Raw genomic sequence first — 13,201 nt, forward strand, 5'->3', positions numbered from 1 at the left:
AAAACAACAAAACTAAAATGAAAGACTTAAAAAATATAGAGAACGTATCTTATGGATTAGAGAAAATTTTCCCAGAAGCTGAGGATTTTCTTCCATTAAACGGAACAGATTATGTAGAAATGATTGTAGGAAATGCAAAACAAGCTGCGCATTTTTATAAAACTGCATTTGGATTTCAATCATTAGCATATTCAGGATTAGAAACAGGAAACAAAGAAAAAACTTCTTATGTTCTTGTTCAAGATAAAATCCGTTTAGTATTAAGTACGCCAACAAAATCAGGAGGAGAATTAAACGAGCACTTAGATAAGCATGGAGATGCTGTGAAAGTGGTTGCCCTTTGGGTTGATGATGCAAGAAAATCTTGGGAAGAAACTACTAGCAGAGGAGCAAAATCTTACATGGAGCCAACTGTAGAAACAGATGAGCATGGAGAAGTAGTTCGTTCAGGAATTCATACTTATGGAGATACTGTTCATATTTTCGTGGAAAGAAAAAACTACAAAGGAACTTTCTTACCAGGATTCAGAAAATGGGAATCTCACTATAACCCAGTTGACTGTGGATTACGTTATATCGACCACATGGTAGGAAACGTAGATTGGAATGAAATGAACAAATGGGGAGATTTCTACAGAAATGTAATGGGATTTGCTCAATTAGTATCATTCGATGATAAAGATATTTCTACAGAGTACACAGCTCTTATGTCAAAAGTAATGACAAACGGAAATGGACGTATCAAATTCCCAATTAATGAGCCAGCTGAAGGAAGAAAAAAATCTCAAATCGAGGAGTATTTAGATTTCTATAATGGAGCAGGAGTTCAGCATATTGCTGTTGCAACAAACAACATTATCGAAACAGTTACAGCTTTAAGAGATAGAGGAGTTGAATTCTTATATGTTCCTTCTACTTATTATGATGATGTATTAGAAAGAGTAGGAGAAATTGATGAAGATTTAGAGCCATTAAAAGAATTAGGAATCTTAATTGACCGTGATGATGAAGGATATTTATTACAAATCTTCACGAAGCCAGTAATGGATAGACCAACTTTATTCTTCGAAATTATTCAAAGAAAAGGAGCTACTTCTTTCGGAAAAGGAAACTTTAAAGCTTTATTCGAATCAATCGAACGTGAGCAAGAACAAAGAGGAACTTTATAATTGAAAAAGTAACAAAATATATAAACTCTTTACCTGAATTAATTTTTGGGTAAAGAGTTTTTTCATTTAAATATGGACAGAGAAACACTTTTAGCTAAACTTGACGAAAAATTTGCAGCAATGGGACAGGATACAAATGTCCATTTAGAAGGATTGTTGCATAATACTCCGATTACTTATTGGGATTATATCCAAACTGATGCTTTATTAAATCTTCAAATTCAAAGAACCAATCTTCCTGATGAAATGGTTTTTATCATGTATCATCAAGTAAATGAACTTTTGTTTAAGATGATTCTTTGGGAAATGGATCAGATTGCTGACAATCAAGACTTGACTCCAGAATTTTTCACAGAGCATTTAAGCAGAATTTCAAGATATTTTGATGTATTGGCAAATTCATTCGAAATCATGGGAGATGGAATGGAAGTAGCACAATACATGAAATTCAGAAATACTTTAACTCCAGCAAGTGGTTTCCAAAGTGCACAATATCGTTTAATCGAATTTTCTTCAACAGAAATTATCAACTTAATCGATGCAAGATTTAAAATGAATTTTGACATTGAAAATAAATCTTTTGAAGAAATTTTTGAAAATCTTTATTGGCAAGCAGCAGGAAAAGACTTTAAAACTGGAGAAAAGTCTACATTATTGAATTTATTTGAAAAAAGATATAAAGCAGAATTTTTAAGATATATCGAAGATTATCAAAAGAAAAATCTTTGGACTCGATTTAAAGAATTACCAGAAGAAGCACAAAATAATATTGATTTAAGAAATGCAATGCGTCACTATGATCATACAGTGAATGTAAAATGGGTGATGGCGCATTATAATGCAGCTGGAAAATACCTTTTAAGTGGAGACGAAGATGTAGAAGCGACTGGAGGAAGTGATTGGAGAAAATACATGCATCCGAAATATCAAAGAAGAATTTTCTTCCCAACTTTATGGACAGAAGAAGAGCATAAAAATTGGGGAATTACGAATTTAGAATCGTATGAAATCCTGAAATAAAAAATATTTTGATACAATTATCAGTATTTTAATGAAAGCTTAGCAATTTTTGTTAAGCTTTTTTTTATTTTTATTTGGCATTATTTGTGTAATGTTGTTAAAATGTGAAACAAAATAAAAATATATGAAAAAAATATTTCTCTTACTGATATTTCTATACGGAATAAATATAAATGCTCAAACTCCAGAAGCTTTTAAGTCTGGAGAATGGTTTAAGTTCAGAATGCATTACAGTAATTTGGTAAATGCAGGTTTTGCAACTTTAGAATTAAAAGAAACAAGTCATAATGGAAAGGAAGCTTATCATGTTGTTGGGAAAGGATGGACAACGGGATTGGTGAAATTTTTCTTCAAAGTAAAAGATGAATATCAAACCTATTTTTATAAAGATACACTTTTGCCTTATCATTTCGTTCGAAGAGTGGATGAGGGAGGACATATTATAAGTAGAGATATTTATTTTGACCAACAGAAAGGAAAAGCAGAAATAATTGATCATAAAAAAAATACCGAAAAAACGTTGGAAGCATCTGATGTTCAGGATATGATTTCTGCTTTTTATTATTTGAGAAATCAAGATTTTACTGGAATGAAGGATGGAGATGAATTACATATGAAGTTATTCTTCGATTATGAAACATTTGACTTTAAATTACGTTTCTTAGGTAGGGAAGTAATAAAAACTAAATTTGGTAAAGTTAAATGTATTAAATTTAGGCCTTTAGTTCAGGCAGGAAGAGTTTTTAAAGAAGAAGAAAGTGTAACGATTTGGGTGTCGGATGACAAGAATAAAATACCACTTCGTATAAAAGCTTCTTTAGCTGTAGGTTCTCTTCGTTCTGAATTGGAAGAGTTCAAAGGCTTAGCGCATCCTTTTAACATAATATTTGATAATTAATTGTACTTTTGTAGTCTTGTGTTTTTAAAAAAGAATTTAAAATTGATTCCATTGAGAAGAATAGCATATTTTCTAGTAGCTGTATTTACTATTGTTTCTTGTTCGAAAGAAAAGAAAAAAGAAGTAGTAGTGCCGGAAATTAAAGAAGAAATTAAGAAACCATTAATCAAGTTTGGATATAACTTAGATAACTATTTTATCGTAAAAGATACTGTGAAAAATGGTGATAGTTTTGGGCAAATTTTAGATGAAAATGGAGTTGAATATCCAGTAATCAATAAGATTGCAGAAAATATTAAAGAAGTTTTTGATGTAAGAAAACTTAGAGCTGGGAAAGAATACACAATTTTGAAATCAAAAGATTCTTCACAAACTGCATCTGTTTTTATTTATCACCAAGATAAAATTAATCATAAGATTATCCATTTTAAAGACACAATTAAAGCTTCGGATTTTAAAAAACAAATAAAAATAGTTGAAAAAACAGCTTCAGGTCAAATCGAAAGTTCACTTTCTAAAGCTATAGATGATCAAGGATTAAGTTATGTAGTTTCAAATGAATTATCAGATATTTATGCTTGGACTATTAACTTTTTTGCTCTTAAAAAAGGAGATAAATTCAAGATTGTCTATGAAGAAAAGTTTATTGACGATACTATTTATGCTGGAATGGGAGAAATAAAAGCTGCATATTTTGAGCATGGTGGAAAACCTTTTTATGCTTTCAATTATATGCCAGATTCTACTAAAAGATATACTGAATATTATGATGAAGAAGCTACAAACTTAAGAAGAGCGTTTTTAAAAGCACCTTTAAAGTTTAGTAGAATTTCTTCAAGATATAACTTACGCAGAAGAATTGCTTATTATGGAAATAAGATAAGACCACATTATGGAACTGATTTTGCGGCACCTATTGGTACTCCTATTATGAGTACTGCAAATGGAGTTGTAGTAAAATCAGAAAGAAGAGGAGGAAATGGGAATTATGTAAAAGTGAAACACAACGCTACTTACTCAACACAGTATTTACATATGAAAAGTAGAGCTGTAAAAGTTGGAGATGTTGTAAAACAAGGAGATGTTATTGGATATGTTGGAATGACTGGAAATACTTCAGGTCCACATGTTTGTTATCGTTTCTGGAAACATGGTAAACAGGTTGATCCGTTAAGAGAAAAACTACCTGCAGCAGATCCGCTTAAGGATAGTTTGAGAAAGCCATATTTTCATTACATAAAACCATTTAAAGAGAAACTAGATTCTATTACATTCGAAAAGGAAGTTTTAGAGTTTGCGGAGTTAAAATAAATTGAAATGTCTTTAAAGAAAGTTAACCCTACAAATACAAAGTCCTGGGAGAATTTAAGCTTGCATTTTTCTGATATTAAGAAAAAGCATTTGGATTCTTTATTTAAAGAGGATAAAAAAAGAAAAGATAATTTTACTATTTCTTTTGAAGATTTTGAAATAGATTTTTCTAGAAATAGAATTACTAAAGAGACAATTCAAAAGCTTATAGCACTTGCTAAAGAAGTTCATTTAGAAGATGCTATCGAAAAATTATACAGAGGAGAGGAAATTAATGAAACAGAAAGAAGAGCTGTATTACATACAATATTAAGAAGTCAAGAATCAAATGTTTGTAAAAAAAATAGGGAAAGATTCTATGAAGTTCAAAATACACTCGAAAGAATTAAATATTTTTCAGAAGAAGTAAATAATGGAAAATGGAAGGGGTTTTCAGGAAAAAAAATAACAGATATTGTAAATATTGGAATTGGAGGTTCAGATTTAGGACCGAAAATGGTTGTAGAAGCTTTATCTAATTATAAGACAGAGTTAAATACACATTTTATTTCCAATATTGATAGTGATTTTTTAGAAAATTATACACAAAAATTAAATCCTGAAACTACTATATTTATTGTTGTATCTAAATCATTCTCGACTTTAGAAACAAAATTAAATGCAGAATATTTTAAAAATTGGTTTTTAAAGGAAACAAATAATGCTACTTTAAAACATAATTTTATTGCAGTTAGTACAAATACAAACGCTTGTGATACTTTTGGTATTTGTAAAGAGAATATTTTTCCAATGTGGAATTGGGTTGGAGGTAGATTTTCATTATGGAGTGCTGTTGGTTTAAGTATTAGTTTGAGTATTGGATTTGATAATTTTAAGCAGTTATTAGAAGGAGCAGATGAAATGGATACGCATTTTTCTTCAGCACCTTTTGAAGAAAATATTCCTGTTCTTTTAGGTTTAATCGGAATTTGGTATAACAACTTTTTTAATGTTGACTCTGAATTAGTAATTCCTTATTCTCAGTTTCTAGAATCTTTTGTTCCTTATCTTCAGCAATTATCTATGGAGAGTAATGGGAAAAGTGTAGATAGAAATGGAGATAAAATAGATTATCAAACAGGAACAATTGTTTGGGGAAGTGTTGGAACAAATTCACAGCATGCTTATATGCAATTGATTCATCAGGGTACTAAATTAGTTCCAGTGGATTTTATTGGATTTAAGAATACAATGTTTGGAAATACTAGTTTACATAAGCAATTTATGGCTAATATGTATGGTCAAGCTGATGCATTATGTTTTGGGAAATCTAAGAATAAAGTTCATCTTGATTTAAAAGTTGATAAGAAATCAGAGGAAATTTCAAAAGTATTACCTTATAAGATTTTTGAAGGAAATAAACCTTCTACTATTATTATGATAGATCAACTATCTCCAAAATCTCTTGGAAAGTTAATAGCTATGTATGAACATAAAGTATTTGTACAAGGTGTTATTTGGAATATATTTAGCTTTGATCAATTTGGAGTAGAATTAGGAAAAGAAAATTCAAATAAGATGATTTCGAATCTTATATAAAATACAAAAAATATATTTATGAAAAGCTACTAGAACAATAACTAGTAGCTTTTTTAGTTAAGTTTAACATGTTAAAGTGTTAAAAAAATCCACGAAAATCTATGTTAAGTTATTTTTAAGAGTAATTTTAATTGAAAAAAAAAGGTTTTTAATTTGAGATAATTTATTTTAAATGTTAAAATAATAATAAAAAATATATTTGTGTGATTTAAACAATAAATATTATGAATTTATTAACATATGTCTTAGCTATTAATTATTAACTATTTACCTTCCTAATGTTATCATTTCTTAACATTAACTTAAAATTAGATATTTTTTAAATAGTCACATTTGCAACGCATGTTAAAACGTAATTATTTAAAAATGAAAAATTTTAAAAATTTATTGATTGCTATGTTGATGATAACTTCATCAGCAATTTTTGCACAAGCAAAACTGACAGGGGTGGTTACAGATGAGACTGGACCTTTACCAGGAGCAGATGTAATCGTGAAAGGAACTACTAAAGGTGCATCAACTGATTTTGATGGAATCTTTACTATTGATGTGGAGCCTGGAAGTGGAACTGTAGAAATCTCTTTCATGGGATATACTACGCAATCGATTTCTTATTCAGTTTCTAATGGAGAAACTAAAGATTTAGGAACGATTAACTTAAAATCTAATTCTGTTGGATTAGAAGAAATTAACATTGTTGCTTCTGTTGCAACAGGAAGAAAAACTCCAGTAGCTGTTTCTACTATTAAAGCTGCTGAGATTCAAGAAAAATTAGGAAACCAAGAGTATCCAGAGATCTTGAAAACAACTCCAGGTGTATACGCTACTAAACAAGGGGGTGGATACGGAGATTCAAGAATTAACTTACGTGGATTTAACTCTGAGAACATTGCTGTATTAATTAACGGTATTCCTGTTAATGATATGGAGAACGGAAGAGTATACTGGTCAAACTGGGCTGGATTATCTGATGTAACTAGCTCAATGCAGGTTCAAAGAGGATTAGGAGCTGCTAGAGTTGCTGTACCTTCTATTGGAGGAACAATCAACATTATCTCTAAAACAACTGACGTTGAAAAAGGAGGTAAAGTAATGGCTTCTACAGGTAACGACGGATACCAAAAATATGGATTTACATTATCTACAGGATTAATGGATAATGGATTAGCTGCAACTGTTTCAGCTTCAAGAACTACAGGAAATGGATTTGTAGATGGAACTTCTTTCGAAGGATATTCTTACTTCGCAAACATTTCTAAGAAAATTAATGATGCTCACAAATTATCTTTCACGATTTTTGGAGCACCACAAGAGCACGACCAAAGAACTACAAGAGCTTCAATCGCTGATTATAAAGAAGCAGATAGAGGAATTCGTTTCAACCCAGACTTCGGATACAAGAATGGACAAGAGTATTCTGCTAGAAGAAACTTCTACCACAAGCCTCAAGCTTCTTTAAACCACTACTGGAATATCAATGATAACATGATGTTATCAACTGTATTATACGGTTCTATCGGAAAAGGTGGAGGAACTGGATTATTATCTAGTGGAGCTGGAAGAGCTATTCAAGATGACATTTATAACTACACTAGTTCTGCATACAGATTTGGACCTTATCAAGCAATTGATTTTGATAAAGTTGTTCAAAACAACATAGCTCAAGGAGATGCTGGATCAAACGTAATTAGAAGAGCTTCTAAAAACAACCATAACTGGTACGGAATTTTATCTAATTTAAACACTACAATTGGTGAAAAGTGGACTTTATCAGGAGGAGTTGATTTAAGATACTATAGAGGAATGCACTTTAGAGAGGTTGAAGATTTATTAGGTGGAAAATACTACGTTGATAATTCAAATGATAACAACCCAATGAATAGAGCTAAAGTTGGAGATAAGATTGCTTATAACAATGATGGTGTTGTATTATGGGAAGGATTATTCGGACAATTAGAATATGATAATGATGTAATTTCAGGATTCGTATCTTTAGCTGGATCTAATACTTCTTACAAAAGAATTGACTACTTTAACTACTTAGATTCTGACCCAGAGCAAGAAACTGACTTCCAAAACTTCTTAGGATTCAGTGCAAAAGGAGGAATCAACTGGAACATTGACGAGACTCACAATGTATTCTTTAATACTGGATACTTTGAAAAAGCACCAAACTTTGATGCGGTATTCCAAAATTTCCAAAACATTATCAATGCTGATGCTGTAAATCAAAAGATCTTCAGTCTTGAGTTAGGATATGGTATTAAATTAGAGAAATTCAGATCTAACATTAACGTTTATAGAACGCAATGGAAAGATAGAACTTTCGTAAAGAGAGATGTTAACCAAGATGGTATCGATATTTTTGGAAACTTGACAGGAGTTAACGCTATCCACCAAGGAATTGAGTTTGACTTTACTTATAACCCAACTGAAAAGTTAGGATTTAAAGGAATGGTTTCTGTAGGAGACTGGTTCTGGCAAAATAACATCTTAGATGTACAATTATTTGATGGTGATCAAAACCCAGTAGGAGATCCTGTAAACTTATTCATCAAAGATTTAAAAGTTGGAGATGCTGCACAAACTACAGCTTCTTTAGGAGTTAACTATGAAATCATCAACGGAGTTAGATTATCAGCTGACTATATCTACTACGATAACTTATATGCTGACTTTAACCCATCAAACAGAACATCTGCAGCTGAAGAAGGAGTAAACTCTTGGAAGTTACCAAGCTACGGATTAGTTGATTTAGGATTACGTTGGAAGTTTAACATCAAATCTTTAGATGCTACTTTAAATGCTAACGTAAACAACGTATTTGGAACTGAGTATGTTTCTGACGCATTAGACGGAAGAACTCACAATGCTAGTACAGCAGCTGTATACTACGGAGCTGGAAGAACATATACTGTAGGAACAAAAATTAAGTTTTAATTCTAAAGAAATTATAAAAAAATGAAAAAATATATTTCAATCGCATTTTTAGCTGTTGCTGCACTTTTCGTAGGGTGTGATGCTACAGAAGATATCTATGATGAGATAGATGCAAATCCAGTAAAGTTAGAATCTTATACTTTAACTGAAAATGACTATAAGGACATCGATAACGAAGTAGTATCTGGACAAGGTTTTTTTGACACAAAAGAACAAGCTTTAGAGTTAGTTCCTTCTGTATTAGATAAGAACTTCCACGAGTACATTAACGGAACTACTGTTGATGTTTACTTTAACAAATCTAACTCTTTTGATTTATCAAATGAATTAGAAGCTTATACTGTAACAGCTCAAGATTATGAAGATTTAGGATATTCTTACCCTAACTTTAGTAATGCTGATCAAATTGCTGGATTTTTAGAATCTAAATATACTTCAGCTACAAGAGGAACATTTGTAGAATTAACTTATGATTACTACAGTGGAAGTGTAAGTACTTTAACTAATACTTTCGTTTACTTAAACGGATGGGTTCAAGGATTAACGTTCTCTTCTTCTCAGTACAATGATATGGGACAAACTTTCTCAAACTTTAGTGATCATGCTACAGCTGTAAGAAATATTGGAATTTACTTAGAGTCTCTTTATCCATTTGCTAATGAAGGTGATGTTGTAAACCCAATTTATGTTTATACATACAAAAATGACGAAGGAGATAGAATCTTTGAAGATTATTTAGTTGAGTATACTTTTAATGGAGATAAATGGATCCAATCTACTTCAGTAGTTGAAGATATGTACTTATTCTTAAAAGGAGACGAAGGAAAATGGATTCCAGATCCAACAATCTATTATTCTTTAACTAACGCTGATTATGAGTTAGTAGGAAATGGATTCTATAACAACTTCGATATCCGTGAAGGTAAAGGAGAGTATGATTTATCTGTAAGAGTAGAGAAGATTGATACAATCTTAAAAGCTAACTTCCCTGAAGTTGCAGTAGGACAAGAGTTTGTAGTTACTTACAAATACTACGATGGTACAAATGGTTCTGATAGCATTAGAGTTATCTTAAATGCTGAAGGAAACTATGAAATCGTTGAATAATTGAATCAATTATTTTTAAATATTTTTCGAAAAACCTGTTCTTTAATTAGAGCAGGTTTTTTTCTTTTATAGAATACGGTAGATAAAGACTAAATGCTTATTTTTGTTCGAATCTATAAATAAAATATCATGTTATTACAAATCCATTCATATGTTGCTTATGCAGTGCTTATTCTAGTATTAGCTGCGCTATTAAATAGCATCATAGGTTTTTCTTCAAACAAACCATATTCAGACAAAAACAAAAAGATTTACCTATTTACATTAATTGCATCCCATATTCAATTATTAATCGGTTTAGTATGGTTTTTTACATCTCCAAAAATCGCTGCTTTAACAGAAGGTGGAATGGGAGCTGTAATGAAAAATTCTGCTGCTAGAAATGCTGTAGTAGAACACCCAATCACAATGTTAATTGCAATTGCATTAATCACAATTGGATTTTCTAAACACAAGAAGAAAGAAGATGCTAAATCTAAGTTTAAAACAATCATGGTTTTTTACGGAATCGCATTATTATTGATTTTAGCTAAAATTCCATGGAAAATGTGGTTTGCTTCTTAAGAAAAATATAAAATTTCAAATTATAGAAAATCCTAAGTCTTAGTACTTAGGATTTTTTTTGTTTCTTTGCCAAATCAAATTTTTAATCTCAAACATGAAAACTATTTTATCGTATATACTGAGTGTATTCTATTATATCGCTTTCGGATCCACACTTGTAATCTTTCACGCCATTCAATGGTTAGGATTAAAACTAGGAGGATATAAAGGACACAAAAGAACAGTAGATGCTTTTAACTATACTTTATTACAATGTTTAAAAATATTAGGAACTAAAATTACGTTTAAGGCAGAAGGAGAATTACCTGATGATGCCCCAATGATTTTAGTTTCAAATCACCAAAGTATGTATGATATTTCTCCAATTTCATATTTTATGAGAAAATATCATCCAAAATTTGTTTCAAAAATTGAACTAGGAAAGGGGATTCCAAGTGTTTCTTTTAACCTTCGTCATGGAGGTTCTGTGCTAATTGATCGTAAAGATGCAAAGCAATCATTATTAGCAATTAGAAATTTTGGAAAATATTTGCATAAAAATAATTACTCTGGCGTGATTTTTCCGGAAGGTACTAGAAGTAAGAATGGAAAACCAAAACGATTTTCTGAGAATGGAGTTAAAATGTTAGTGAAATTTGCACCAGGAGCTTATGTAGTTCCTGTGACAATTAACAACTCTTGGAAATTAGTAGAAAAAGGAAGTTTTCCACTAAACATCGGAGTGCATTTAGAGATAATTGCACATAAACCAATCAAAGCAGATTCAATGCCATTTGAGGAGCTTTTTAAAGAAGTAGAACAAACAGTGAAAAGTGCTGTAACAGCATAAACACCCCTTAATAAAGACAATTATGTCAATAAAAAATATTAGACTAGAAGTGATGCAAACTCTTGAGAAAAGTATCGGAGAGTTTGTGGACAAATATCTTATTCCTGTAGAACAGATTTGGCAGCCAACGGATTTTTTACCAGATCCACAGGGGGATAACTTCATCGAGGAAATCAAAGAAATTAGAGAAATATCAAAAGATATGGATGATGATTTCTGGGTTTGTCTTGTTGGAGATACCATTACAGAGGAAGCTTTACCAACTTATGAATCTTGGTTATTAGATTTAGAAGGAGTTCAGCAAGACCCACATGATAATTCATGGGCAAAATGGGTTAGAGCTTGGACAGGTGAAGAAAACCGCCATGGAGACGTTTTAAACAAGTATTTATACCTTTCAGGAAGAGTGAATATGCGTGAGGTAGAAATCACGACACAACACTTAATTAACGATGGTTTTGATATCGGAACTTCAACAGATCCATACAAAAACTTCGTTTATACAAGTTTCCAAGAATTAGCAACATATATTTCGCATATCAATGTGGCTAAAATCGCAAAGAAAAAAGGACATAAAGCATTAGCAAAAATGTCTAGAATTATTGCCGGAGACGAAATGCGTCACCACTTAGCTTATACAGATTTTATTCGTCACATTTTCCAGTACGATCCAAGTGAAATGATGCTTGCTTTCCATCACATGATGAAACACAAAATTGTGATGCCAGCAATGAATCTTCGTGAAGGTGGAGCAGAGAAAGGAACTTTATTTGATCAATTTTCTAACGTAGCACAAAGAGCAGGAGTTTATACAGCACAAGATTATATTGATATCTTAGAAAAGCTTCTAAAAGACTGGGATATTCAAAATATCAATGGTCTTACTGATGAAGCAGAGAAAGCAAGAGACTATTTAATGCGTCTTCCATCAAGAATGCAGAGAATTACGGATAGAATCGTAGTTCCTGATACAAAATATGATTTTAAATGGTTACAACAACCAGAATTAAAAATATAATAAGTTCCCCTCTTGAGAGGGGCTAGGGGTGTGTTTAAGCACTCGTAATAAAATGAAGAGGTTTTTTTATAAACCTCTTTTTTTTTGCCATAAAATTCAACTAATTTTGCAGTCTAAAAAATAAGAAGATGATTGATAATTTAGAGCAAGGTTTTTTTGGGATTGGAATGCAAAATGGAAAAACTCCAGAAAACTTAGGCGTACTTTGGCGTTCTGCTCAAAATATGGGAGCCAGTTTTATTTTTACTATCGGAAATAGATATGCAAAACAAGCTTGTGATACACATAAAGCAGTTGGTGCAATGCCATATTTTCATTATAAAGATTTTGAAGATTTTTATGCACATCTTCCAAAAGGAGCTATGCTTGTAGGAGTAGAGTTAGATGAGAAAGCAGTTCCTCTAGAAACTTTTGAACATCCAAGACGTTGTGTTTATCTTTTAGGTGCAGAAGATCATGGTTTGTCTAATAAAGCAATTGAGAAGTCACATCATCTTGTGAAGTTTGATACACCACTGAGTCTTAACGTTGCTGTAGCAGGAAGTATCGTGATGTATGATCGAAATATGAAAAAGAAATTTAAATAAGTTTTAAAGTTTCTCTGAAGTGTTGCCTGAGGTTCTCGAAGTGTTACCTGAGGTTCTCGAAGGCAATTTTTATTTTCCCTTCTTGAGATGGGCTAGGGGTGTGTTTTTAAATTCTTACCTAAAAATAATTAGGGCATTCCCATTTTTCTTCGTTTCATAAAACTCAGAAAAAGGTCAGGC

General features: G+C 31.4%; 11 protein-coding genes. All 11 read left to right on the forward strand.

Annotated elements, in window-relative coordinates; translation table 11 throughout:
• The first annotated feature begins 17 nt into the window (after positions 1 to 17).
• The 11 genes from hppD (at position 18) to I0K12_RS05060 (ending at position 13,021) form a co-directional block, all read left to right on the forward strand.
• A complete protein-coding gene (gene hppD, locus I0K12_RS05010; protein ID WP_196885795.1) occupies positions 18 to 1,169 on the forward strand; it encodes a 4-hydroxyphenylpyruvate dioxygenase in 1,152 nt (383 codons plus the stop codon).
• A gap of 72 nt (positions 1,170 to 1,241) precedes the next feature.
• Positions 1,242 to 2,189, forward strand: a complete 948-nt coding sequence (locus I0K12_RS05015) for a tryptophan 2,3-dioxygenase family protein (protein ID WP_196885796.1) — start codon at positions 1,242 to 1,244, stop codon at positions 2,187 to 2,189.
• 124 nt (positions 2,190 to 2,313) lie between these two features.
• Positions 2,314 to 3,087, forward strand: a complete 774-nt coding sequence (locus I0K12_RS05020; RefSeq protein ID WP_196885797.1) for a DUF3108 domain-containing protein — start codon at positions 2,314 to 2,316, stop codon at positions 3,085 to 3,087.
• 51 nt (positions 3,088 to 3,138) lie between these two features.
• Complete coding sequence (locus I0K12_RS05025; protein WP_196885798.1) at positions 3,139 to 4,398, forward strand: M23 family metallopeptidase; 1,260 nt, start codon at positions 3,139 to 3,141, stop codon at positions 4,396 to 4,398.
• Between the two features lie 6 nt (positions 4,399 to 4,404).
• Entirely contained in the window at positions 4,405 to 5,976 is a 1,572-nt protein-coding gene (pgi, locus tag I0K12_RS05030; protein ID WP_196885799.1) for a glucose-6-phosphate isomerase, read from the forward strand.
• A gap of 366 nt (positions 5,977 to 6,342) precedes the next feature.
• A complete protein-coding gene (locus I0K12_RS05035) occupies positions 6,343 to 8,916 on the forward strand; it encodes a TonB-dependent receptor (RefSeq protein WP_196885800.1) in 2,574 nt (857 codons plus the stop codon).
• Positions 8,917 to 8,937: 21 nt separating this feature from the next.
• On the forward strand, positions 8,938 to 10,023 hold the full coding sequence (locus I0K12_RS05040; RefSeq protein WP_196885801.1) for a hypothetical protein: 1,086 nt from the start codon (positions 8,938 to 8,940) through the stop codon (positions 10,021 to 10,023).
• A gap of 129 nt (positions 10,024 to 10,152) precedes the next feature.
• The gene (locus I0K12_RS05045; RefSeq protein ID WP_196885802.1) at positions 10,153 to 10,587 is read left to right on the forward strand and encodes a hypothetical protein; all 435 of its coding nucleotides are present in this window, start codon (positions 10,153 to 10,155) and stop codon (positions 10,585 to 10,587) included.
• Positions 10,588 to 10,681: 94 nt separating this feature from the next.
• Positions 10,682 to 11,416 (forward strand): lysophospholipid acyltransferase family protein, encoded by a 735-nt coding sequence (locus I0K12_RS05050; protein WP_196885803.1) that lies wholly within the window; start codon positions 10,682 to 10,684, stop codon positions 11,414 to 11,416.
• A 22-nt stretch (positions 11,417 to 11,438) separates the two neighbouring features.
• A complete protein-coding gene (locus I0K12_RS05055; protein WP_196885804.1) occupies positions 11,439 to 12,434 on the forward strand; it encodes an acyl-ACP desaturase in 996 nt (331 codons plus the stop codon).
• A 128-nt stretch (positions 12,435 to 12,562) separates the two neighbouring features.
• On the forward strand, positions 12,563 to 13,021 hold the full coding sequence (locus tag I0K12_RS05060) for an RNA methyltransferase (protein ID WP_196885806.1): 459 nt from the start codon (positions 12,563 to 12,565) through the stop codon (positions 13,019 to 13,021).
• Positions 13,022 to 13,201: the final 180 nt, after the last annotated feature.

This window comes from Aureivirga sp. CE67, from assembly GCF_015767245.1.
Lineage (GTDB): Bacteria > Bacteroidota > Bacteroidia > Flavobacteriales > Flavobacteriaceae > Aureivirga.

Coding starts and splice junctions, on each gene's coding strand:
- hppD (WP_196885795.1), top strand. CDS start 18: ATGAAAGACTTAAAAAATATAGAGAACGTATCTTATGGATTAGAGAAA.
- I0K12_RS05015 (WP_196885796.1), top strand. CDS start 1,242: ATGGACAGAGAAACACTTTTAGCTAAACTTGACGAAAAATTTGCAGCA.
- I0K12_RS05020 (WP_196885797.1), top strand. CDS start 2,314: ATGAAAAAAATATTTCTCTTACTGATATTTCTATACGGAATAAATATA.
- pgi (WP_196885799.1), top strand. CDS start 4,405: ATGTCTTTAAAGAAAGTTAACCCTACAAATACAAAGTCCTGGGAGAAT.
- I0K12_RS05035 (WP_196885800.1), top strand. CDS start 6,343: ATGAAAAATTTTAAAAATTTATTGATTGCTATGTTGATGATAACTTCA.
- I0K12_RS05040 (WP_196885801.1), top strand. CDS start 8,938: ATGAAAAAATATATTTCAATCGCATTTTTAGCTGTTGCTGCACTTTTC.
- I0K12_RS05045 (WP_196885802.1), top strand. CDS start 10,153: ATGTTATTACAAATCCATTCATATGTTGCTTATGCAGTGCTTATTCTA.
- I0K12_RS05050 (WP_196885803.1), top strand. CDS start 10,682: ATGAAAACTATTTTATCGTATATACTGAGTGTATTCTATTATATCGCT.
- I0K12_RS05055 (WP_196885804.1), top strand. CDS start 11,439: ATGTCAATAAAAAATATTAGACTAGAAGTGATGCAAACTCTTGAGAAA.
- I0K12_RS05060 (WP_196885806.1), top strand. CDS start 12,563: ATGATTGATAATTTAGAGCAAGGTTTTTTTGGGATTGGAATGCAAAAT.